Annotated in this window: 21 protein-coding genes; 6 read left to right on the plus strand and 15 right to left on the minus strand. The window is 69.9% G+C overall.

The window, feature by feature from the left end; all coding sequences use genetic code 11:
• Positions 1-4: 4 nt before the first annotated feature.
• The 6 genes from A3CE_RS0116375 to typA form a co-directional block, all read right to left on the minus strand.
• Entirely contained in the window at positions 5-1,021 is a 1,017-nt protein-coding gene (locus A3CE_RS0116375) for an ABC transporter permease (RefSeq protein WP_020641180.1), read from the minus strand.
• A 79-nt stretch (positions 1,022-1,100) separates the two neighbouring features.
• Positions 1,101-2,030 carry an ABC transporter permease gene (locus A3CE_RS0116380; RefSeq protein WP_020641181.1) on the minus strand — a complete coding sequence of 310 codons (930 nt, stop codon included), beginning with the start codon at positions 2,028-2,030 and terminating at the stop codon, positions 1,101-1,103.
• A complete protein-coding gene (locus A3CE_RS0116385) occupies positions 2,023-3,039 on the minus strand; it encodes an ABC transporter permease (RefSeq protein WP_020641182.1) in 1,017 nt (338 codons plus the stop codon). The genes A3CE_RS0116380 and A3CE_RS0116385 overlap by 8 nt, the downstream gene beginning before the upstream one ends.
• Positions 3,040-3,228: 189 nt before the next feature.
• Positions 3,229-5,037: an ABC transporter family substrate-binding protein gene (locus tag A3CE_RS0116390; RefSeq protein ID WP_020641183.1), complete on the minus strand. Its 1,809-nt coding sequence runs from the start codon at positions 5,035-5,037 to the stop codon at positions 3,229-3,231.
• Between the two features lie 285 nt (positions 5,038-5,322).
• Positions 5,323-7,059 (minus strand): ABC transporter family substrate-binding protein, encoded by a 1,737-nt coding sequence (locus tag A3CE_RS0116395; protein WP_020641184.1) that lies wholly within the window; start codon positions 7,057-7,059, stop codon positions 5,323-5,325.
• A gap of 382 nt (positions 7,060-7,441) precedes the next feature.
• Positions 7,442-9,367 (minus strand): translational GTPase TypA, encoded by a 1,926-nt coding sequence (gene typA / locus A3CE_RS0116400; protein WP_020641185.1) that lies wholly within the window; start codon positions 9,365-9,367, stop codon positions 7,442-7,444.
• A 194-nt stretch (positions 9,368-9,561) separates the two neighbouring features.
• Here typA and A3CE_RS57410 point away from each other — a divergent pair, with 194 nt between their 5' ends.
• Positions 9,562-9,711 carry a hypothetical protein gene (locus A3CE_RS57410; protein WP_020641186.1) on the plus strand — a complete coding sequence of 50 codons (150 nt, stop codon included), beginning with the start codon at positions 9,562-9,564 and terminating at the stop codon, positions 9,709-9,711.
• Positions 9,712-9,714: 3 nt separating this feature from the next.
• On the opposite strand, the gene A3CE_RS0116410 is transcribed toward A3CE_RS57410, so the two are convergent.
• Positions 9,715-10,014, minus strand: a complete 300-nt coding sequence (locus A3CE_RS0116410; RefSeq protein ID WP_020641187.1) for a YciI family protein — start codon at positions 10,012-10,014, stop codon at positions 9,715-9,717.
• Positions 10,015-10,231: 217 nt separating this feature from the next.
• On the opposite strand from A3CE_RS0116410, the gene trpS reads away from it, so the two are divergent.
• A complete protein-coding gene (gene trpS, locus A3CE_RS0116415; protein WP_020641188.1) occupies positions 10,232-11,197 on the plus strand; it encodes a tryptophan--tRNA ligase in 966 nt (321 codons plus the stop codon).
• A 57-nt stretch (positions 11,198-11,254) separates the two neighbouring features.
• Here the strand turns inward: trpS and A3CE_RS0116420 are convergent, their stop codons facing one another.
• From A3CE_RS0116420 to A3CE_RS0116430, 3 genes are read right to left on the minus strand one after another with little or no spacing between them, the layout of a single operon-like run.
• Positions 11,255-11,644: a (deoxy)nucleoside triphosphate pyrophosphohydrolase gene (locus A3CE_RS0116420; RefSeq protein ID WP_026468550.1), complete on the minus strand. Its 390-nt coding sequence runs from the start codon at positions 11,642-11,644 to the stop codon at positions 11,255-11,257.
• A gap of 11 nt (positions 11,645-11,655) precedes the next feature.
• Positions 11,656-12,978 carry a sensor histidine kinase gene (locus A3CE_RS0116425; RefSeq protein ID WP_020641190.1) on the minus strand — a complete coding sequence of 441 codons (1,323 nt, stop codon included), beginning with the start codon at positions 12,976-12,978 and terminating at the stop codon, positions 11,656-11,658.
• On the minus strand, positions 12,975-13,691 hold the full coding sequence (locus A3CE_RS0116430; protein ID WP_043790884.1) for a response regulator transcription factor: 717 nt from the start codon (positions 13,689-13,691) through the stop codon (positions 12,975-12,977). The genes A3CE_RS0116425 and A3CE_RS0116430 overlap by 4 nt, the downstream gene beginning before the upstream one ends.
• Before the next feature lie 148 nt (positions 13,692-13,839).
• Here A3CE_RS0116430 and A3CE_RS0116435 point away from each other — a divergent pair, with 148 nt between their 5' ends.
• From A3CE_RS0116435 to A3CE_RS0116445, 3 genes are read left to right on the plus strand one after another with little or no spacing between them, the layout of a single operon-like run.
• Positions 13,840-14,937, plus strand: coding sequence for a LolA family protein (locus A3CE_RS0116435; protein WP_020641192.1), 1,098 nt, complete (start codon positions 13,840-13,842; stop codon positions 14,935-14,937).
• On the plus strand, positions 14,934-15,911 hold the full coding sequence (locus A3CE_RS0116440) for an ABC transporter ATP-binding protein (RefSeq protein WP_020641193.1): 978 nt from the start codon (positions 14,934-14,936) through the stop codon (positions 15,909-15,911). Before A3CE_RS0116435 ends, A3CE_RS0116440 begins: the two co-directional genes overlap by 4 nt.
• A complete protein-coding gene (locus A3CE_RS0116445; protein WP_020641194.1) occupies positions 15,908-16,786 on the plus strand; it encodes an ABC transporter permease in 879 nt (292 codons plus the stop codon). The genes A3CE_RS0116440 and A3CE_RS0116445 overlap by 4 nt, the downstream gene beginning before the upstream one ends.
• Positions 16,787-16,839: 53 nt before the next feature.
• Here A3CE_RS0116445 and A3CE_RS0116450 read toward each other — a convergent pair whose 3' ends face one another.
• The 3 genes from A3CE_RS0116450 to A3CE_RS0116460 form a co-directional block, all read right to left on the minus strand.
• A complete protein-coding gene (locus A3CE_RS0116450) occupies positions 16,840-17,859 on the minus strand; it encodes an ABC transporter ATP-binding protein (RefSeq protein WP_020641195.1) in 1,020 nt (339 codons plus the stop codon).
• Positions 17,859-19,415 carry an ABC transporter permease gene (locus A3CE_RS0116455; RefSeq protein WP_026468551.1) on the minus strand — a complete coding sequence of 519 codons (1,557 nt, stop codon included), beginning with the start codon at positions 19,413-19,415 and terminating at the stop codon, positions 17,859-17,861. Before A3CE_RS0116455 ends, A3CE_RS0116450 begins: the two co-directional genes overlap by 1 nt.
• A gap of 110 nt (positions 19,416-19,525) precedes the next feature.
• Complete coding sequence (locus A3CE_RS0116460) at positions 19,526-20,575, minus strand: thiamine ABC transporter substrate-binding protein (RefSeq protein ID WP_020641197.1); 1,050 nt, start codon at positions 20,573-20,575, stop codon at positions 19,526-19,528.
• 160 nt (positions 20,576-20,735) lie between these two features.
• Here A3CE_RS0116460 and A3CE_RS0116465 point away from each other — a divergent pair, with 160 nt between their 5' ends.
• Positions 20,736-21,020 (plus strand): 4a-hydroxytetrahydrobiopterin dehydratase, encoded by a 285-nt coding sequence (locus tag A3CE_RS0116465; RefSeq protein ID WP_020641198.1) that lies wholly within the window; start codon positions 20,736-20,738, stop codon positions 21,018-21,020.
• A 412-nt stretch (positions 21,021-21,432) separates the two neighbouring features.
• Here the strand turns inward: A3CE_RS0116465 and A3CE_RS0116480 are convergent, their stop codons facing one another.
• Both A3CE_RS0116480 and A3CE_RS0116485 read right to left on the minus strand, forming a co-directional pair.
• The gene (locus A3CE_RS0116480; protein WP_020641201.1) at positions 21,433-21,900 is read right to left on the minus strand and encodes a hypothetical protein; all 468 of its coding nucleotides are present in this window, start codon (positions 21,898-21,900) and stop codon (positions 21,433-21,435) included.
• Positions 21,897-22,490, minus strand: a complete 594-nt coding sequence (locus tag A3CE_RS0116485; protein WP_020641202.1) for an ArsR family transcriptional regulator — start codon at positions 22,488-22,490, stop codon at positions 21,897-21,899. Before A3CE_RS0116485 ends, A3CE_RS0116480 begins: the two co-directional genes overlap by 4 nt.
• Between the last annotated feature and the right edge of the window lie 50 nt (positions 22,491-22,540).

Raw genomic sequence — 22,540 nt, forward strand, 5'->3', positions numbered from 1 at the left:
GGCGTCAGCCCACCCGGATACGAGGGTCGAGGATGCCGTACATCAGGTCCGCGAGCAGGTTCGCCACGATGACGCTCGCCGCGATGACCACCAGCCAGCCCATCAGCACCTGGGGGTCGTTCTTGTTGACCGCCTCCACCAGCAGCGTGCCCATGCCGTGCCAGTTGAACACCGTCTCCGTGATGATCGCGCCCGTCACCGTGGCGCCGAAGTTGACCGAGAACAGCGTCATCACCGGGATCAGCGCGTTGCGGAACGCGTGGCGCCAGATCACCCTGCTGTTCGAGACGCCCTTCGCGCGCGCTGTGCGGACGTAGTCGGCGCCCAGGACCTCCAGCATCGACGCCCGCTGGAACCGGCTGTAGGCGGCGAACGTGATCGCCATGATGGACAGCGTCGGCAGCAGGAACGCGCCGACGTACTTCGCGAGCGCGTCGCCGACGCCGGTCGCCGAGAGGCTCTCCGGGCTCGTCGTCCGCAGCCACGGGTCGCCCAGGACGTCGGAGAGGCCCAGGTCGCGCACCCAGACGTTGGCGCGGATCGCGTAGCTCTTGAGAACGATGGCGACGCAGAAGATCGGCATCGAGAACATCAGGAACGCCAGCGTCGTCGCGACGTAGTCCCAGATCGAGTACTGCTTCACGGCGGCGAGGACGCCGACCAGCACGCCGAACACCAGGGCCAGCACCGAGGCCGCCAGCACCAGTTCGAGCGTCACCCGGAACGCCGCCATCACCTTCGGCGCGACCGGCTGGAGAGCGTTGCCCTGGGCGATGGAGATGCCCCAGTCGCCGCTCAGGAAGTGGCCGAGCCAGGTGAAGTAGCGCGCGAAAACGCTCTGGTCCAGGCCCAGTTTGTGCTCGGTGGCGGCGATGGCCTCGGCGTTGATCCCGGGTTTGCTCCGCAGCTCCCCGAGCGGGTCGCCCGTGTTGGCCACCATGACGAAGCAGAGGAACGTGCCGACCAGCAGGACCGGCACCGAGATGGCCAGCCGGCGGAGCACGTAGAGCACGAGATGCATCCGAAACCCCCAGGTCCGGCGATCTTCGAGCGAAACGGACGCGGGGGCGACCGGAACCGGTCACCCCCGCGTCGCGCGTTCAAGCCTTCATTCTCCGCTGGCGCGGGTCGAAGGCGTCGCGAAGACCGTCACCGATGAAGTTGATCGTCAGTGAAATCAGCACGAGCACGATGAACGGCCCGAAGAACAGCGCCGGCCGCGTCTGCAGCTGGGCGTAGTTCTCCAGGATGACGCGGCCGAGCGAGGTGTCCGGCAGCTGGACACCGAGGCCGATGAACGACAGCGCGGCTTCCGCCAGCACGGCCTGCGCGACCGCGAGGGTCGCGTTGACCGTGATGCTGCCGACCATGTTCGGCACCAGGTGCTTGAAGATGATCCGGAACGTCCCGGCGCCCGACGCGCGAGCCGCGTCGACGAACTCGCGCTGGGCCAGCGACATCGCTTCGGCACGGGTGATCCGCGCGATCTGCATCCAGCCGAACGCCGCGAGCACGAGCGCGACGATGTACCAGGAGCCGCTCCCGAACACCTTCGCCAGGATGGCCGCCGCGGCAATCTGCGGGATGATCAGGAACAGGTCCGTCACCCGCGAGATCGCCGAGTCGGTGAACTGGCGCAGGTAGCCCGCCAGTGCACCGAGGACCACACCGACCACGGTGGAGAGGATCGACACCGTCAGTGCGATCAGCAGCGAGAACTGGGTGCCGCGCAGGATCTGCGACACCATGTCCTTGCCGACCTGCGTGGTACCCAGCGGGAAGTCGCCGCTCGGCTTGGCGAACGACGGGAACGAGCTGTCCTCGTAGCCGTGCTTCCAGACGATCGGCAGGATGATGCTGAGCAGGATGATCAGCACCAGCACCGCGGTCGACGCCATGGCCAGCTTGTGGTGCAGGAACTTCCGGAGTACCAGCTTGCCCTGGCTCCGGGGTTCGGGCAGGGCTTCCGGGGGGAGCGTTCCGTCCAGGGTCGCGGTCTCGCTCGCGATGAGGGAGTTCAAGTCAGCCAACGCGAATCCTCGGGTCCAGGATGCCGTACACCAGGTCGGCGATCAGGTTGGCGACGATCACGCTGGTGGCGATGACCACGAGCCAGCCCATCATCACCTGAGTGTCGTTCTTGTTGACGGCTTCCACCAGCAATGTGCCCATACCGTGCCAGTTGAACACCGTTTCGGTGATGATGGCGCCGGCGAGCACCGAGCCGAAGTTCACCGAGAACAGGGTCGTCACGGGGATCAGGGCGTTGCGGAACGCGTGCCGGAAGATGACCCGGCCGTTCCCGAGGCCCTTGGCCCGCGCGGTGCGCACGTAGTCCGAGTTCATCACCTCGAGCATCGAGGCCCGCTGGAACCGGCTGTACGCCGCGAAGCTGATGGCCATGATCGACAGGGTCGGCAGCAGGTAAGCGCCGATGGTGCTGGCTATGAAGTCGCCGACGCCACTGGTTTTCAGCTGCTCCGGGCTCGTCGTGCGTAGCCATGGATTGCCGAGGATGTCCTGGAGGCCGAGGTCGCGCACCCACCCGTTGATCTCGATCGCGTAGCTCTTCAGCACGATCGCCACGCAGAAGATCGGCATGGAGAACAGCAGGAAGGCCAGCGTGGTGGCGAGGTAGTCGATGATCGAATACTGCTTCACGGCGGCGAGCACGCCGACGATGATCCCGATGATCAGCGCGAGGATCTCGGCTCCGACGACCAGCTTGAAGGTGACGCCGAACGCGGCCAGCACCTTCGGCGCGACCGGCTGCAGCGCGTTGCCCTGCGCGATGGACGTGCCCCAGTCACCCGACAGGAAGTCCTTGAGCCACGTGAAGTACCGCGGCACGATGCCCTGGTCCAGCCCCAGCTTGTGGGAGAGCGAGGCCAGCGCTTCCTTGCTGATGTTCGGGTTGTGCCGGAGCTCGCCGAGCGGGTCACCGGTGGCGGCGACCATCGCGAACGACAAAAAGGTCCCGACCAACAGGACGGGGATCGATATCGCCAAACGGCGAAGGATGTAGATCACCAGGTTCAACGAACTGCTCCTCATCCGGGCCTGGTCTTCAGAAGTGCGCTGGACCGCTACCCGGTTGTCTACCGTAGTGGGGGTGACCCTACGGTCAACAGCTACTTCCGGTGGGCACCGGGGCCCGGCTCGTGGCCGGGCCCCGGTACCTCCCAGGTCATTTGGAACGAGGGAAAAGAAGAGCCGGGGCTAGCCCTGCTACTTCTTCTCCCACTCGCCGGCGTTCCACAGGACACCGTTGTAGGACTGCATGTACACGCGGTCGATGCCCTTGAACGCCCACATGCTCGGCGTCTGGAACAGCGGCACGGTCGCGTACTTGTCCGCGATGGCCTTGTCCGCAGCCTGGTAGGCCTGCAGCTTGACCTGCTCGTCGGTCGCGCCTACCGCGGTCTTGAACGCCTCGTCGATCTTCGGGTCGCAGAGGTTCTGGTAGTTCTGGTCACCACCGGCGTTCGGGCAGACGTAGATCGAGCGCGACTGCGACTTGAACGGCGGCGAGGACCAGCCGAACAGCGCGATGTCGTAGTCACCGGTCGAGACGCGGCCACCCTTGAGGAAGTTGGCGTCGGTCTCGTCCTTGACCTCGATGCCGGCCGCCTTGGCCTGCGAGATGATGATCTCGACGGTCTGGCTGCGGCGGGCGTTCGAGTTGTGCGTGATCTTGAACGAAGCGCGCTGGCCACCCTTGGCGAAGATGCCGTCGCCACCCTTGACCCAGCCGGCGTCGGTCAGGGTCTTGGCCGCGGCCTCGGCACCCAGGCCGGCCTTGCTGCCGTACAGGTCGGTGTAGCCCTCTTCACCCTGGAAGAACACGATCGAGTTCAGCGGGGCCGCGTCGGCCTGGACTTCCTTGAGCAGCTTGTCGGTGATGGCCTTGCGGTCGACCACCTCGAAGAACGCCTTGCGCAGCGCGTCGTCCTTGAACATGCGGTTGAACTGCAGGTCAAGGTGCTCGTAGGTCAGCTGCGAGGCCGACCCGTAGGTGACGCCCTGAGCCGCGAGGCCCTTCATCGTGTTGGCCGCGGTGGCGTCCGGCTGGGTCGACGCCGCGACGTCGATCTCACCGTTCTGCAGCGCGGTCGCCATGGCCTTGGTGTCTTCCATGGCGCGGACGACGATCTTCGACGGGCCGCCCTTGCCGCCGGCCCACATCGGGTTCTTCTCGAGCGTGACGGCCTTCTGGTTGGCGTCGAACGCCGTGATCATGTACGGGCCGGACGCGGGCATGATCGCCTTGTCGAAGCCCTTCCACTTGTTCGTCCAGAAGTCACCGGCCTTGGCCACCTGGGCCGGGTCACCGGTCGGCGCGAGCTTGGTGATGTCCGCGATGCCGGTCTTCTGCTCGAGGATGTGCGCCGGCAGGATCTGCACACCGCTGAACAGGCCCTTGTAGTCGAGGTACGGCTCGCTGAAGTCCGTCTCGAGGGTCAGGTTGTCCTTGCAGGTGGCGGTCTTGATCTTGTCGTAACCGGTGGTCGAGGCCGCGTCGAACGGGTTCTTGCCGTCCGCGCCCTTGGCCAGCCCGCTCTGCGACAGCCAGCTCAGGTAGAAGTCCTTGCAGTCGAAGGGCGCGCCATCCGACCACTTCACGTTCGGCTTGATCTTGTACGTGATGACCTGCGGATCCTTGGAGGTCACGTCGACCGAGTCGAGGATGTCCTTGTTGAGCAGGATCTTGTTGTTGCCGTCGAGGACGAACGCGTCTTCGAGGACGGCGGTCAAGATGTAGGTGTTGTACGAGCTGTTGGTGTCCGGGGTGGTGTTGTTGTACCCGGAGTACCCGTCGTCGATCCCGACCGTGACCGTGCCGTCCCAGCCCTTGACGTCCGCGAGCTTGAACGTGTCGCCCTGCTCGGCCTTGCCGACCGCCATCGACTTGACGTCGGTCGACGATCCGTTCTGGTCGGTGCTGCCCGAGCCCGAGTCGCCACTGGTACAGGCGCTCAGCAGCAGCGAGGCGCCTGCGACGAGCGCAAAGGCGGAGACTGCTTTGGTTCTCCTCATGAAGTGTGCCCTCCTAGCACTGAGCCCTTGAATTGTGACAAGGACCCACACCGCTCCGGTTTGATGCCGGAGCCTACGACACGCCAAGTGACACTCAACTGGCGCACTGCGGGTGCACGCTAGAAAGGAAAAGCACCGACAGTCACCAGTTCAGGGTCGATCGTGACCAAAGGGTGACTTCCAGTCGACATCCGGAAATACGACGGTTACCTCATGGATTCACTAGCTCCCACTCGAACGCGTTGGTGAAGATCACCCGGTAGTACTGAATGCGTAGCCAAGTGATTACTTCGGGCCGCGAGTCCAGTTCACCGCGGACCCGAACGGGCCCACCATCGGAGGACCGGGGGTAACGCCCGAGATGCCCGATCCGATCGCCAGGGTGTCAGCCAATTGGAACAACGGGATTACCACGTTCTGACGCCAAAGTTCAGGCTCAAGAGTGGTGAGAGCTTCGGCGATCGGCGTCGATCCGGATAGCGCCGTGTCGATCGACGGCTGCAGCGCCGGGACGCAGAGCCCGGCGGAATTGCCCGGAACGATCGGCTTGGTCTTGTCCGTTCCCGAGGCGGTCTGCTCCGGCCGGCAGCCGAAGGTCGACGCGAGCACCGACGCCGTGTCGCCGCCGACTGCCTGCGGGACGACGGCGATGTCGATCCCGACGTTGCCCGCCGAGTCACCGGACGGCTGCTGGACCCCGTCGACGACCGGCATCGCGAGCAGGCCGCTGAACAGGTCTCGCGGCGGCGGCGTGATCGCGTTGACCTCGATGCCCTGCGCGACGAGCTCGGCGGCGAGCTCCTTCGCGATCGTCGCGTACGGCTCCTGGGTGGCCGGCGAGGCGATGACCAGCGAAAGGGCCTTGCCGTTCTTGCGCCAGGTACCCGCGGTCTTGGCGTAGCCGGCCGCCTTCAGCGACTCTTCGGCCTTCGCGACGTCGGGCGCGGTGGGCGGGCCGGGCGGGATGGTCGCCGCGTACCCGGCCTCCGACGGCGCCTTCACCTGGGCGTCGGCGTGGAGCGTCGACGACGGGCCGCCGTTGACGCCTTCGGCGACCAGCTTGCCGCGGTCGATCAGCGCGGCGACGCCGGCCCGGACCTGGCTGTCCCGCAGCGTGGCGCTGACCGGGCGCAGCAACACGCCGGCCACCACCGGCCTGGCCACGGTGTGCAGCTTCACGGCCGGGCCGAGGTCGCCGAGCCGCTTGAGCCCGTCACCGGCGGTCCTGGCCAGCGCGAACTGGTCGTTGCCGCTCTGCAGCGCGGGCAGCAGGGTGTTCTGGTCCGCCCGGCGCAGGACGATCCGGTCGATCGCCGCGGGCTTCTCCCAGTAGCGCTCGTTGCGCTCGAGGATGACCTCGCCGCGGGCGGTGTCGATGCTCTTGATCGAGAACGGCCCGGCGATGGCGGGGAAGTTCGACGCGAGCGCGCCCCGCCAGCCGTCGGGCGCGTCCTTGAGCAGGTGGGCGGGGAGCAGGTCCGAGAACAGCGTCCGCCAGCCGGGGTACGGCTTGGCGAAGGTGACCTCGACGCGCTTGCCGCCTTCGCGGGACTGCAGGTCGGTGATCTGCCGGTAGCCGGCGGGCTCGATCACGCCGGGCTGGTCGCGCATCTGGGTGCGCAGGTAGTCGAAGTCCTCGGCGGCGATGGGCGCGCCGTCGGACCAGGACGCGTCGGCCCGGATGTCGTAGGCGACCACGAACGGCTGCTGCGAGATCACCTGCGCGGCCTTCATCAGGTTCTTGTCGAGCTCGGTGCTGCCGTCGTCCTTCTGGCGGAACACCGAGGGCAGCAGCAGCTGCGACAGCGCGGAGGTCACCTGGGACGAGTCCGCGAGGTTGTGCGGGTTGTACCCGCCGAGCACGTCGTCGACGCCGACGACGATCTGCGACGGCGTCTTGCCGGTGGTGGACGCGGGCGCGACCGACGACGAGACGACCGGGGGCGGCGGGGTGTTGGAACAGGCGGTGAGCAGCACGGCCGCGAGTGCCAGTACCGGCACCGCTTTGCGATTCACCCGCACGCCCTGTTCCTCCCAGATTCTCCCCGATCGGGGCAGCCATGCTCCCACGACCACCTCCGCCGCCGGAACCGAGATTCCCATACCCGGATCACCCGGGCGCGGGCCCCCGTGGTGCCGCTATGGGGAAGGACGCGCGGACCACCGTCCGGGTTCCCGGACTGTTCCGGAACGGCGGAACGAACACGGGCCGGACACGAGAAAGGTTCATGTCGGTGGTGAGCACCAGGCTCCGAGTCCGTCGGAGCCCCTATAAAGATATAAGGAGAAGGACAGCGGAATTCGTGACGCCGGGTTCGGCGTCAGTCTACCCAGCGTGGCGAACCGGGAACGAAAGAACCTCCCGGCGGAAGACACCGGGAGGCCCTTTCGGCTTTCGGGAAGATCAGCCGTTGTCGCGGCTCTTGGCGCGCGAACGCTCCTTCGCGCGGGTGTTGACGTCCAGGGTGACCTTGCGGACCCGGACGACCTCGGGCGCGACCTCGACGCATTCGTCGACCGAGCAGAACTCCAGGGCCTCTTCCAGGCCCATCTTGCGCGGGCGGGCCAGCGTCTCCATCACGTCGGCGGAGGACTGACGCATGTTGGTCAGCTTCTTCTCCTTGGTGATGTTGATGTCGAGGTCCTCGAACCGCGGGTTCTCGCCCACGACCATGCCCTCGTAGACCTCCGCGCCCGGCTCGACGAAGAACGTGCCGCGGTCGGCCAGCTGGATCATCGCGTACGCGGTGACCGGGCCGGTGCGGTCGGCGACCAACGAGCCACTGTGGCGGGTGCGGATCTCGCCTGCCCACGGGAAGTAGCCCTCGAACACGTGGTTCGCGATGCCGGTGCCGCGGGTCTCGGTGAGGAAGTCGGTGCGGAAGCCGATCAGCCCGCGCGCCGGGAGGACGTAGTCGAGCTTGAGCCGGCCGGAGCCGTGCCCGCCCATGTGCTCCATGCGGCCCTTGCGCGAGGCCAGGAGCTGGGTGATCGCGCCGAGGTGCTCTTCCGGCGAGTCGATCGACAGGCGCTCGAACGGCTCGTGCACCTTGCCGTCGATGATGCGCGTGACCACCTGCGGCTTGCCGACGGTCAGCTCGAAGCCCTCGCGCCGCATCTGCTCGACGAGGATCGCCAGCGCCAGCTCGCCACGGCCCTGGACCTCCCAGGTGTCGGGGCGCTCGGTCGGCAGCACGCGGATCGAGACGTTGCCGATCAGCTCCTGGTCGAGGCGGGCCTTGACCAGCCGCGCGGTGACCTTGTCGCCGCCGTTGCGCCCGGCCAGCGGCGAGGTGTTGACGCCGATGGTCATCGAGATGGCGGGCTCGTCGACGGTGATCCGGGGCAGCGCCACCGGGTTGTCGGAGTCGGCGAGGGTGTCGCCGATGGTGATGTCCGGGATACCGGCGATGGCGACCAGCTCGCCCGCGCTGGCCTCGGTCGCCGGGACGCGGGTGAGCGCCTCGGTGACCAGCAGCTCGGAGATCCGGACGTTCTGCACGGTGCCGTCTTCGCGCATCCAGGCCACGGTCTGGCCCTTGCGCAGCTTGCCGGCGTGGATGCGGATCAGCGCGATGCGGCCGAGGAAGTTGGACGCGTCGAGGTTGGTGACCAGCGCCTGCAGCGGCGCGTCGAGGTCGGCGGCGGGCGGCGGCACGTGCCGGAGCAGGGTGTCGAACAGCGGGTCGAGGTTCTCGCTGTCGGGAATCTCACCGTCGGCGGGCTGCTCCAGGCTCGCCTTGCCGGCGCGCGCGGAGGCGTAGACGACCGGGAGGTCGAGGATCGCGTCGTGGTCGGCGTCCTCGATGTCGCTGGCCAGCTCGAGCAGCAGGTCGTGGGTCTCCTCGACGACCTCGGCGATCCGGGCGTCCGGGCGGTCGGTCTTGTTGACCAGCAGGATCACCGGCAGGCCGGCTTCGAGGGTCTTGCGCAGCACGAACCGGGTCTGCGGGAGCGGGCCCTCGGACGCGTCGACCAGCAGGACGACGCCGTCGACCATGGCCAGGCCGCGCTCGACCTCGCCGCCGAAGTCGGCGTGGCCGGGGGTGTCGATGACGTTGATCGTCACCGAGCCCTCGGGCGTCTGGCGGTGGATCGAGGTGTTCTTCGCGAGGATCGTGATGCCCTTTTCGCGCTCGAGCTCACCCGAGTCCATGACCCGGTCGACGAGCTCGGCGCGCTCGGCGAAAGCGCCGGACTGGCGGAGCATCGCGTCCACCAGCGTGGTCTTGCCGTGGTCGACGTGGGCGACGATCGCGACGTTGCGCAGGTCGGGCCGGGTCTTACCGGTCGCCCGGCCGGTTTCGACGGTAGCGCTGGCTGCGGGCACGCGAGAACTCCTGAACTTCAAGGGTTGGATGGCCGCGTCAGCCCGTCAGGGGGTCTCGTGACCGGCTCTGGTCACACGCGGACCTCACCAAGGATACCTCCCGCCCCATTGTGAGCAGTCCCACGCCCCCAGATCGGTTAGGCTCACCTAACGTGGATACCCGGTGAGCGTCGCCGATCGGAGGGAGCGTGCGCGTGGGCAAGAAGCCGGACGACCCGCGGAAGGTCGTGCGCAAGCTGATGAAGGCCGGCAAGGTCAAGAAGAAGTGCTGCCGGTCGAAGCCGCGCTGCAAGAAGTGCCCGGTATTGGCTCTGAAGAAGGCGAAGCTGGACCTGGCCGCGTAGGCCTCAGTGGGGCACGGCCTCGTTGATCTGCCGCAGCTCGGGTGCGGTCTTCGTCGGCGAGAACTCGATGACCTCGTACTTTGCGAGGTGCTTCACGCAGAACGGGTCGGACGCCAGGATGGCGTCGAGCTTCCCCCTGGACATCGGCCGCGTGATGATCACGCCGCCGGTGCGCGGGTTCCGCCGTCCGGAAGCCAGGAAGTGGCCGTGCTCGTACTGCTTGTTCAGCCACTCGGCGTGGTCCGGGAGCGCGTAGTCGATTTCCTCGATCGGGGCTGTGTAGTTCAGCAGGACGACATACATGGATAGACCGTAACTCCGCTCGCGCGCTCGCGCGTCCGGACGATGCGAAGTGGTGACGGATCGGGCTATAGTCGGCGCCATGCACGCGCAGACGTCCAGCTGGTGGCCGCCCACGGCGGCCGTCTAGTCCTGCGCTGATCACCAGCGGCCGCCCCGGGACGGGCGGCCTTTTTCGTGCCTTCTCCGGGGTGGCCCGACCTCGGAAGGAACCCCCACGATGAGCAAGCTGTCCGGCATCACGCCCTCCGGTCACGTCCACCTCGGCAACCACCTCGGGGCCGTCCGCCGCTGGGCCCTCGAGGGCGGCGTGGACGACCTGTACTTCGTCGCCGACCTGCACGGCATGACGACCTCGCACAACCCGGCGAGACTCCGATCCTTGGCGCGTGAGCAGCTGGCCGTGCTGATCGCCGCCGGCATCGATCCCGGGCGGGTGTTCGTCCAGTCCGACCTGACCCGCGAGCTGGGCGCGCTGACCTGGGTCCTGGAGTGCACCTGCAACTACGGCGAGGCCGCGCGGATGATCCAGTTCAAGGAGAAGTCGAAGGGCCAGGCCGGCGTGCGGCTGTCGCTGCTGACCTACCCGGCGCTGATGGCCGCGGACATCCTCCTGCAGGGCGCGGACGAAGTGCCGGTCGGCGAGGACCAGCGCCAGCACGTCGAGCTGACGCGGACCCTCGCGAAACGCTTCAACAGCACGTACGGCGAGGTGTTCACCGTCCCGGAGGCGGTGCTCCCGCCCGCGGGCGCGCGGGTGCGGGACCTGACCGACCCGACGCGCAAGATGTCGAAGTCGACGCGGGACGCGGCGGGCGTGGTGTTCGTCCTCGACGAGCCCGACCAGGTTCGCCGCAAGATCCGCCGCGCGGTCACCGACGGCGGCTCGGTACCGGTGCACGCCCCGGACACCCGCCCGGGCATGGCGAACCTGCTGGAGATCCTGGCCGCCTGCCGGGGCGGCTCCCCGGCGGACCTGGCAGAGGAGTTCTCGTCGTACGGAGCGGTCAAGGACGCCGTCGCCGACGCCGTGATCGAGGAGCTCCGCCCCCTGCGTGAACGGGCGTTGACGCTGCTCGACGACGTCGCGGAGCTGGACCAGGTCCGCAAGGCGGGTGCGGAACGCGCTCGCGAGCGCGGCTCGCACCGGCTCGACGCGGCGCTGCGCATGATCGGCGCCTGTTGAAGAGCCGTGAATGGCACATCGAGAGACTTGAAGTCCCTGAATGTGCCATTCACGGCTTTAGCCGAGCAGGTCCCGGAAGGCCGGGAGCAGGATGCGGTCGGCGGGCAGCCAGTCGATGTCGTCGAGGTCGTCGGGCCCGAGCCAGCGCAACGCCCGGTGCTCGACGGCCCGCGGCTCTTCCCCGGGCGAAACGAGCGAAGCCGCGTAGATCCGCAGGACCTTCCCGCCGGGCAGCGGGACGTCTTCGCCGACGCGGTCGCCGACCTCGACGACGACGTCCAGCTCCTCGCTGCACTCCCGGGCCAGCGCGAAGGCCTCGGACTCCCCCTCCTCGACCCGGCCGCCGGGCAGCTCCCACTGCCCCGCGTGTTTCGGCGGCCACGCCCGCTGTTGAGCCAGCAGCTTGCCGTCGCGTACCAAGGCGGCTCCCACGATCACAGCGTTCACAGTCCCGGAACTTACCCGGAAGCCCCGCCGGGGACCGCGCGCCAGACGACGACGAACCGCGCGCCGCCGTCCGGGGACTCGGCCACCTGGACGCGGCCGCCCCGGCGTCGCACGGTCTCCGCCACCATCGCCAGGCCCAGTCCGGTGCCACCCGAGGACCGGGCGCGGTCGTCGGCGATCCGGTAGAACCGGTCGAACACCTTCTCCCGGTGCTCCGGGGCGATGCCCGGGCCGTCGTCGTCGACCACCACCCGCACCGACGAGCGGGACGCGAGCACCGAGACGACGATCTGGCCCCGCGCGTAGCGGCACGCGTTGCGCAGCAGGTTGTCGAGCACTAACTCCACCTCGGCGTGCCCGGCGGACGCCCAGGCCTGCGCGACCGCGCTGCTCACCCGCGCCTCCGGTACCCCGGCCGGCAGCCGGGCCACCGCCGCGCGGACCTCGCTCACCAGCTCGACCGGCTCCGCCTGCGGCACCTCCCCCGCGTCCGAACGGGCCAGCGACAGCAGCCCGTCCAGCAGCGCCGACAACCGCTCGGCTTCGGTGAGGATGTCCGACAGCGTCTCCTGCGCCAGCTCCGGATCGGGGTTGGCGACGGCCACCTCGGCCTGCACCCGGATCGACGCGACCGGCGAGCGCAGCTCGTGCGCGGCGTCGCCGGTGAAGCGCCGCAGCCGTTCGCTCGCCTGCTCCTGGCGCTCGAGCAGGGCGTTGAACTCCTCCGCGAGCGCGCGCAGCTCGTCGTGCGAGTCCGGCAGCGCCAGCCGCGCCCCCGGCGGCAGCGACCGCACCGAGCCGCGCATGCGCGCGACCGGCCGCAGCGCCAGCCGGACCACCAGCCACGTCGCGAAGCCCGCCACCAGCGCGCCGATCGACGCGACGACCACCAGCCACACCCCGCCGTAGTGCACCGCCGCGGAGAACCCGACCAGGCCGGCGCCGGCGACGACCAGCCGCTGCGAACCGTCCGGCGTGCTGACGACCGTGCCCAGGTACCGCGCGCCGTCGCGCTGCACCGGCTGTCCCGCCTTGAGCGCCGAGACGTCCACCGGACCGAGCCCGGCCGGGGCGCCGCCGTCCAGCGGAGCGCCCGCGATGTCCAGCACCCGCAGCGTGACCGGGGCCGCGCCGGACAGCGGCCGGCCGGCGCTCACGTCGGCACCGGCCGGGCCGAGCGCGCTCACCAGCTCGCGGTCGACCGAGTCGATGAGCAGCGGCGAGAGGCTCGACGCGGCGAGCGCCGCCAGCCCGAGCAGGCAGCCCAGGGTGATCGTCGCGGCCAGCACGGTGATCCGGGCCTGCAGGGACCGGCCCCGCCACCACGGGATCACGGGGTGATGACCTCGTCGAGCTCCGCGTCGGACGCCAGGTAGCCGTGCCCGCGCACAGTCCGCAGCAGCGCGCCGGCGCCGACCGCGTCGAGCTTGCGCCGCACGTAACCGACGTAGACCTCGACGAGGTTGCGGGTCACGGCCTGCTCTTCGCCCCAGACCGCGCGCAGCAGCTCGTCCTTCGTGACGACCGTGCCCGCCCGCCCGACGAGCACGTCGAGCAGCGCGAACTCGCGTGGGCTGAGGCCGACCTCCTCGCCGCTCCAGTGCACCTGCCGCAGCCCGCGGTCGACCTCCAGCGCGCCGAGCCGCAGCGTGCCGCGGCCGGTCTCCGGCCCCACCCGGCGCAGCACCGCGCGGACCTGCGCGACCAGCACCACGAAGGAGAACGGCTTCACGAGGTAGCCGTCGGCGCCGAGGTCGAGGCCGTCGGCCTGGTCGATCTCGCCGTCCTTGGCCGAGACCAGCAGCACCGGCGTGGTGACGCCGTCCTTGCGCAGCCGCTCCAGCACGCGGTAGCCGGACAGGCCCGGCAGCATGATGTCGAGCAGCACGACGTCGAACGAGCCGGTGCTCGCCAGCTGCAGCCCGCTGGGGCCGTCCGCGGCGGTGACCACGTCCATCCCCTCCGCGCGCAGCCCGCGTTGCAGGGCCTTCCGCACGCCCGGTTCGTCGTCGACCACCAGCACCCGAGGTTTCACGAGACTCATCATGGCCGGTTTGCGCAGGTCGTGCCTCAGTTCTCAGCGCGATCTCAGGGTGGGAGGGAGAACCTTCAGGGGTATCTCAGCCTCGAGAGGGAAGCGTCGGAGCCAGGGAGCCGGGCACACTCGGGCCCGGGAACACCACAGGGAGAGACGCATGAAACCGAAGACGAAGGGCATCACCGCCGCGATCGTCGGTACCGCGCTCGGTGCGGGCGGGCTCGCGTTCGTCGCGATGCCGGCCAGCGCCGACGACAAGCCGGCCCTGCCGCAGATCAGCGCCGAGGACCTCGTGCAGTCGGTCGTGCAGGCGAAGCCGGGCGCGTTCGACGGCACGCTGAAGGTCAGCAACGACCTGGGCCTGCCCGCGGTCGGGAACGCGCTGCCGGGGGCGTCGGCGCTGAACATCGATTCGGCGCACATCTTCAGTGACGGCGCGGGCAAGAGCCGCCTGGCCGTCACGCAGGGGGCGAGCCAGGAGACCGTGGTCCACGACGGCACGACCGTCTGGGACTACAGCTCCAAGACGAACACCGCGACGAAGGTGACCGTCCCGGCCGACGTGGCCAAGCAGAAGGGCGCGGGCAGCGAGAAGACGCCCGACCCGCTCACGGCTTCGACGGAGCTGCTCGCGAAGGTCCGCGAGAGCAGCACGGTGTCGGTCGACGGCACCGCGACCGTCGCGGGCCGGCCGGCGTACGAGCTGGTCCTGACGCCGAAGCCGGCCGAGCGGACGCTGCTGCGCGAGATCCGCGTCGCCGTCGACTCGCAGACGCGGATGCCGCTGCGCGTGGCGGTGCTGAGCAACGGGACGGCGACGCCGGCGCTCGAGGTCGCGTTCACCCAGGTCGAGTTCACGCAGCAGCCGGCCGACCTGTTCGCCTTCACCCCGCCGAAGGGCGCCAAGGTGCAGGAGAAGACGCCGACGATCGACCAGAAGGACAAGGACCTCGCCGAGCAGGCCAAGCAGGACGTCAAGGTCGTCGGCGACGGCTGGGACACCGTCATCACCGGCAAGGTCCCCGCGGACGCGCTGAACGCGGCGCCGAAGCAGCAGTCCGGCCGTGAAGGCCGCGGTGGCAACGCCGACCCGAAGGCGCTGCTCGAGCGGTTCGCCAAGAAGGTCAGCGGCGCCTGGGGCAGCGGCTACCTCGTCACCACGAAGGTCGGCAGCGCGGTGCTGACCGACGACGGCCGGTTCGCGGCCGGTGCGGTGCCGGAGCAGGTCCTGTACGAAGCGCTGGGCCAGAAGTGACCAGCACGACCTCTGTGGAGTCCGGGGCGGACGTTTCTTCGGAGACGTCCGCCCCGGCGGTTCCCCTGGCCGCACGCACGCGGGGGCTGCGCAAGGTCTACGGCAGCACGGTCGCAGTGGACCACGTCGACCTCGACATCCCGCAGGGCGCGGTCGTCGGGATGCTCGGGCCGAACGGCTCGGGCAAGACGACCACGATCCGGATGCTGCTCGGCCTCGTCCGGCCGACCGAGGGCGAGGTCGAGCTGCTCGGCCGTCCGATGCCGGACGCCGCCGCGCACGCGTTGCCCGACGTCGGCGCGCTGGTCGAAGGGCCGGGCTTCCACCCGTTCCTCTCCGGGCGCGACAACCTGCTGCGCTTCGCCGCGGCGGAACCGCGGTTGTCGTCGGCCGGGATCCCCAGCGCCGTCGACGCCGCTTTGGAACGCGTCGGGCTGACCGGCGCGGCGCGGCGGCGGTACAAGGGGTATTCGCTGGGCATGAAGCAGCGGCTCGGGCTCGCCTCGGCGTTGCTCGTGCCACGGAAGATGGTCGTGCTCGACGAGCCGACCAACGGCCTCGACCCCGCGGGTACCAGGGAGATCCGCAGGATCATGGCCGAGCTGCACGCCGAGGGCGTCACCGTGCTGGTGTCGTCGCACCTGCTGGCCGAGGTGGAGGCGACGTGCACGCACGTGGCCGTGCTGCAGGCCGGCAACGTCGTCGCGCAGGGCGAGCTGGCGGAGCTGCTGGAGTCCGGGAACGCGGCCCTGCTGGTCCGCACGCCGGACGCGGAGCAGGCGGTGGAAGTGCTGCGGGAGAACCGGATCGGCGCGCGGCTCACGCCGGACGGCGTCCGCGCGGATCTGACGGTGACGGAAGCGCCGCGGGTGCTGCAGGTCCTGGTGGGCGCGGGGGTCGCGGTCCACGAGGCGACGCGGGCCCGCACCGGGCTGGAAGACCTGTTCGCGCGGCTGACGGAGGGGTCGGAATGACGGCGGTCCTCGAAGCACCGGCGGCCCGCACGGGCCACGACACGGTGCCCTTGCCCCGGCTGCTGGCCGCGGAGCTGCGCTGGATCTTCCGGCGGCCGCGCACACTCGCCGTGCTGGGCCTGCTGGCGCTGATCCCGGTGGTGATCGGTATCGGCTTGACGCTGGTGAACGACCCGTCGGACACCGGCGGCGGCCCGGACGACGGCGGCGGAGCGCTGCTGGCGTCGGCGGTGAACAACGCGTTCGTGCTGCCGATCGCGGCGATCGTGCTGTCACTGGCGCTGCTCCTGCCGCTGGCCTCGGCCATGGCGGGCGCCGACGCGATCGCGGGCGAGACGTCCCACGGCACACTGCGCGGCTGGCTGATCGCGCCGGTGGGCCGGGGCCGCCTGCTGGGGGTGAAGGCGTTCGGCGTCGCGACGGTGTCGGTGGTCTCGGTGCTGGCGATGTGCGTCACGGGCGTGGCGACGGGCCTGATCATCAACGGCACGGATTCGCTGTTCACGCTGTCGGGCACAACGCTGTCGTTCGGCGGTGCGATGGCGCGGATCCTGCTGATGGCGGGCTGGGTGGTGCTCCAGCTGTGGGCGGTCGGCGCGGTGGCGCTGGCGATCTCCAGCTGGACCGAGCACCCGATGCTGGTGGTGGCCTCGGTCCTGGCCGGCGACATCGTGTTCACCATCCTGGGGTTCCTGAGTTCGCTGAAGTGGCTGCACCCGTTCCTGCTGACGCAGAACTGGGCGGTGGCACCGGCGGAGGTCCTGCAGGACCCGATGGGCACGCAGATGCTCGGCGAGGGGGCTTTGCGGGCTGCTTGCTACATCGTGATCGGCCTGTCCCTGGCCTACGCGAGGTTGTCGACCCGCGACGGCTGACACGAAGTTCGTGAAGGCCACCTTGAGGAACTTCATGTTCCTCAAGGTGGCCTTCACGAACTTGGGCGCCCGACCACCGCTATCCCGTCGGGGTCCAGCGTGAGGTGCACCGCGTCCCCGGCGCGCAGGTCCGAAGCCGCCGGGGCCACCGCGTCCACTGTGGACTTGGTCAGGCGTACGACCAGTCGCACGTGTTCCCGCCGGTGCACCGCCGCGACGACCTCGCCCGGTACCCCTTCGGGCGCGACCCGCAGCGCGTGCGGCCGCAGCCCGAGCCGCACCGAGCCGTCGTCGATGTCCGGCAGCGTCACGTCACCCCAAGCCGTCCGCACCACTCCGCCCGCCGCGGCGCCCTCGGCGAACGTCGTCACGCCCAGGAACCGGGCCACGCCGTCGTCGGCCGGGTTGCGCCAGACGCGGCGGACCGCGCCTTCCTGGCGGACTTCGCCGGCGTCCAGGACCGCGACCCGGTCGGCCAGCGTGAACGCCTCCTCCTGGTCGTGCGTCACCAGCAACGCCGTGATCTTGCTGCGCCGCAACAGGTCCGCCAGGTCGATGGCCAGCTGCTCGCGCAACCCGGCGTCCAAACCGGACAGTGGCTCGTCCAGAAGCAGCAACCGCGGCTTCGGCGCCAACGCCCGGGCCAGCGCCACCCGCTGGGCCTGACCGCCGGACAGCTCCGTCACCCGCCGTCGTTCGAAGCCGGAAAGGCCCACCAGCTCCAGCAGCTCGGCCACGCGCGGCGCCCACGAAGACCGCGGCACGCCGTGCATCCGCAGGCCGAACGCGATGTTCGCGGCGACGTCCCGGTGGCCGAACAGCTGGCCGTCCTGGAACACCAGCCCGAACCCGCGCCGGTGCACCGGCACCGCGCCGAGGTCCTCGCCGTCCCAGCTGACCGAGCCGCGCGCCGACGGCTCCAGTCCCGTGATCGCGCGCAGCAGCGTCGACTTCCCCGAGCCCGACGGGCCGAGCAATGCCAGCACCTCGCCGTCGGCGATGTCCAGCCGGACGTCGCGGACCGCCGCGAACGATCCATAGTGGACGGTCAGGTCCCGCACCGACAACGCCATCAGAACTCTCCCACCCCGCCGCGCCCGAGCCGGTCGATCAGCGCGACCGCCAGCACCGTCACGAGCATCAGCAACGCGCACGCCGCGTACGCCATCTGGTTGTTCAGCTCGCCCGGGCGCGCCATCAGCGTCGCGACCGCGACCGGCAGCGTCGGCGCCGTCGGCCGGGCGAGGAAGCTCGTCGCGCCGAACTCGCCGAGCGCCACGACGAACCCGAACCCCGCCGCCGCGACCAGCGGCCGCAGTGTCAGCGGCAGGTCGATCTCCCGCCACACCCGCAGCGGGCTCGCGCCGAGCGTCGACGCGGCCTGCCGCAGCCGGACGTCGACCGAGCGCAGCACCGGCAGCACCATCCGCACGATCAGCGGGATGATCACCAGCGCCTGGGCCAGCGGCACCAGGTACGGCGACGTCCGGAGGTCGCCGGGCAGCGCGTCGAGCGTCACGAGGTAGCCGAACCCGACGGTCACAGCGGACACGCCGAGCGGCAGCATCAGCACGGCGTCCATCGTCTCGCCGAGACCACGCGCGGCTTTGGTGGACGATCGGCGCAGTGCCACCAGCACCACGGACGCGAGCACGCCGACGACCATCGCCAGCAGCGTCGCGTCGATGGCCACCTTCAGCGAGTTCAGCGCGGCGTCCCAACCGGACACCTGCAGCGCGCCCTTCTCACCGGTGCTCGTGAGGGCCCGGTACCCGGCGAGGCTCCAGCCGTCCTCAGTGGACACGGACTCGGCGAGCAGCGCGACGATCGGCGTCAGCAGCAGCCCCAGCACGACGCCCGCGGCCCCGACGACCCACCACTCGCCGCCGCTCGGACGTCGAGCCCCGCCGGAACCGGTCCGGGCACTGTCCTTGCGCCGTCGCGCCAGCCCGCCGAGCACCAGCGCGGCGACCACGGCCGCGAACTGGATCAGCGATAGTGCGGCGGCCCCCGAGAGGTCAAGGAGGTCGACTGTCCGCAGGTAGATCTCGGTTTCCAGGGTCCGGTACCGGGCGCCGCCGAGGATCAGCACGACGCCGAAACTGGTGGCACAGAACAGGAACACCACGGCCGCGGCCGACGCGATGGCGGGTGCCAGCGCGGGCAGCGTCACCGACCGGAAGGCCCGCCACGGCGACGCACCCAGCGCGCGGGCGGCGTCGGTCGTCCGCGAATCCAGCCTCGCCCACAGCCCGGCGACGGTCCGCGCGACGACGGCGACGTTGAAGAAGGCGTTGGCCAGCACAATCGGCAGCACGCCGCCGTCCGGCCACAGCGCGCGGAACGCGAGCCCGACGACGACGGTCGGCAGCACGAACGGCACCAGCACCAGCGTCCGCGCCAAGCCGACGCCGGGCAGCCGTACCCGCGCGAGCAGGAACGCGACCGGCAGACCGGCCAGCACCGCCACGACCGTCGACGCGGCCGCCGTCGCGACGGTGAACCCGGCCAGCTGCCAGGTCCGTGAGTCGCCGAGGACGACGTCAAGACCGCCGGCGGCGAACCCGCGGCCCACGATCGCCGCCACCGGCCAGGCGAAGAACACCACCAGGAAGCCGATCGGGGCCAGCCCGAGCAACGCCAGGCCGAGCCCGCGGGCGGTCCGGGGCGGGGCTGGGACTGGTGCTTTTCGGGGGCTCCGGGTGGCGGAGCCCCCGGCCCGGGGCGGAGGCCCGGATGTCACTGCACGAGCGTGCGCCATTCGCCGATCCACTTCTCGCGCCCGGCCTGCACCTGGTCCGGCGGCAGCGTCTGCGGCCGCTGCGGCAGCGGCGCGACCTGCGCCCAGCCCGCGGGCAGGTCGACGCCCTGGCGCGCCGGGTAGACGTACATGTTGGCCGCGACGGTCGCCTGGAACTGCTGCGAGAGCAGGAAGTCGACGACCTTGCGCGCGTTCTCGGCCTGCTTGCCGTTCGTCAGCACGCCGGCGTACTCGACCTGCCGGTAGCAGGTGTCGAGCAGCGCCTTGGTGCGCGGCTTCCCGTCGTCGCCGACTTCGGCGGCCGGCGACGACGCGTACGAAACGACGATCGGCCGCGGGCCCTTGCCGGACGAGCCGGAGAACTGCTTGGTGTAGGCCTCTTCCCAGCCGCTGACCACCTTGACGCCATTGGCCTTGAGCTTGGCCCAGTACTCCTTCCAGCCGCTGTCGCCGAACTTCGCGACGGTGCCGAGGAGGAAGGCCAGCCCGGGCGACGCCGTCGCCGGGTCCTCGGCGACCAGCAGATCCTTGTACTTCGGGTCGGCCAGGTCGTCGTAGCTCGACGGCGCCGGGATCCCCTTGGTGGTGAAGTAGTTCGTGTCGACGTTGACGCAGACGTCGCCGACGTCGACCGCGGAGAGGCGGTGCTGGGGGTCGACGGCGTAGCGCTGCGGCCCGCGGTCGGCCTCCGGGCTGGTGTAGGGCTCGAAGACGCCCTCGGTGAGCGCGCGGGAGGCGAAGGTGGAGTCGACGCCGTACGCGACGTCGCCGATCGGGTTCGCCTTCGTCAGCACGAGCTTGTTGGTCAGCGATCCGGCGTCGCCCTGCTTGAGCACGGAGATCTTGATGCCCGACTGCTTCTGGAAGGCGTCGAGCACCTCCTGCGGTGCGAGGAAGGAATCGTGCGTCACGAGGGTGACGGTGGGCGTCTGCTGCGTGTCACCGGACCCGTCCGACAGCGAGCACGCCGAAGCGACGGCACTGACGGCGGCGATGGCCGTCGCGGCGCGAACAGCCCTGCGTTTCATCTACCCTCCTGCACTTCGCCGGACGAGGAGGGCTAGCCCTCCCATCGCCGGCATGATCCGGTCAGGTGCGAACGGTCGCGGGTGACCCGCCTCTCAGCCCGGCTGACCGGACTCCCGTGGCAACCGTGCAGCGTAGTCCAGGACGGACGACCATGGAGACATGACGGAAATCTTGAGCGACGACGAGGCCGATCGTTCGTTGGGAAGCGACTGGACCCGCACCGGCGCGGTGATCTCCCGCGAGGTGGCGCTGGCGAGCTTCGTGCAGGCGATCGAGGTGGTGGACCGGGTCGCGGCGCTCGCCGAAGCCGCCGACCACCACCCGGACATCGACATCCGCTGGCGCACGCTGACCTTCCGGCTCAGCACCCACTCGGCGGGCGGCCTGACGGCGAAGGACTTCGACCTGGCGCGGGAGATCGACTCGGTCCTCTCGGGACTGTGATCTCGGCTACGCTGAGTGCACCTTCGCGCCTGTTCGACGTCTCTCGGTTACCGGAACCTTCGGGAGGGAGACGAGATGACTCAGGCAATCGTGGTCGGTACAGCGGCGTTCGCGACGATGGTGGCGGCGGCCGGGGGTGTGCTCTGGTTCACCGCCCGGACCCGCCGTCACTCGGACGGCTGAGAGTTCGATCACAGAGGCTAACGCCGGGCATGATCGGCGCGCTGTTCCTGCGGAAGCATCGGCTCGGCCCAAGGAACGCCATGAACAGCACCGCCGCCCTCACCCCCGCCCAGCGCGCCTGGATCAACGCCCTCGCCCCCGCGGTGGTGCTGATCGCCATCGCCCTGCTGGGCCTGCTCGGCTAGTTCGCGAAGTCCTGCTGGACCTTCAGGTCCGGCAGGGCAGGCGATCAGTACCGGGGCATGTTCGGGATCGCCTTCTCGGCGACCCCGATGAGATCGTCGACCTTCGCCACATCGGCCGTCACGTCCTCGGCGGTCACCGAAGGCGCCTCGGAAGAACGGTAGGCGACTTCGTTGCGCCGGACCCGCATCCGGTTGAAGGGACGCACAAGCGGCCCCAGCGGCGGATCGAGCTGCGCGAGAACCGCTTCGTAAACGGCGATGTGGCCACCACGGCTCGTCGCACGCAGGCCTTGGTTCTGCAGGACGGCCGCCAACGCACGCCGGGCGCCGTCGTACGCCAGCGTGTAAGCGCCTTCCGGATCCGAATCCAGCAGCTGCCGCGCCGAAGCGACGTGGGTGCGGGCCCTGGCGAGCTCCGCTTCCGCAGCCTCCCGCGAAGCCGGGACGTGTTCGAGGGAACCGCGCGCGATGAGCGCGTCGATCGTGGCGCGTCCTTGGTTCCACCGGGTCATCGGGAAGTCTCCTGCTCGAGAGGCAGCGGGACCAGCGGACGCTCACGCACGCTGGTGAGGAACGGATCCGTGCTGCTCGCCGCCCACGACGCCGGCGAGATCCGATGGACGCTGACCTCGCGGCCCAGCCGCCGAGACACGCCCTCGACCAGGTCGAAGAGCGCGTCCGGATCGGGCGAACCGACGACGAGAACGTCGACGTCACCGGGCGGCGGCCCCGGTTCGCCGCGGTAGCGCGCGGCCCAGGACCCGTAGATGTAGGCCTCGCGCACGCCCACCAGACCGGACAAGGCCTCGGCGATCAGCGGCAGCGGCCCGAAGGTGACCGCGATGAGCTCGCTCAACGGCCGGTAGAGCGGAGTGTCCGTACGGGCTTTGACGAGCCGGCTCCGGCCGACCCGCCGGTCCGCCAGGATGCCGCCCCCGACGAGCCGTTCGACCTCGCGCAGCACGGCCGTCGGCGTGACACCACACGCCTCGGCGAGCTCGGTGATGCTGTACTCGCGCTCCGGGTGCAGCAGGACCAGCGCGAGCAGCTCACCCTGCATGCGCGACCGCAACAGCGGCAGCAGCTGCGACGAAGCTTTCATTGGGCGCAGTATATCCTGCGCCCAATGAAAACAACAGTAAGTAGGCTACA

Source organism: Amycolatopsis balhimycina FH 1894, assembly GCF_000384295.1.
GTDB lineage: Bacteria > Actinomycetota > Actinomycetes > Mycobacteriales > Pseudonocardiaceae > Amycolatopsis > Amycolatopsis balhimycina.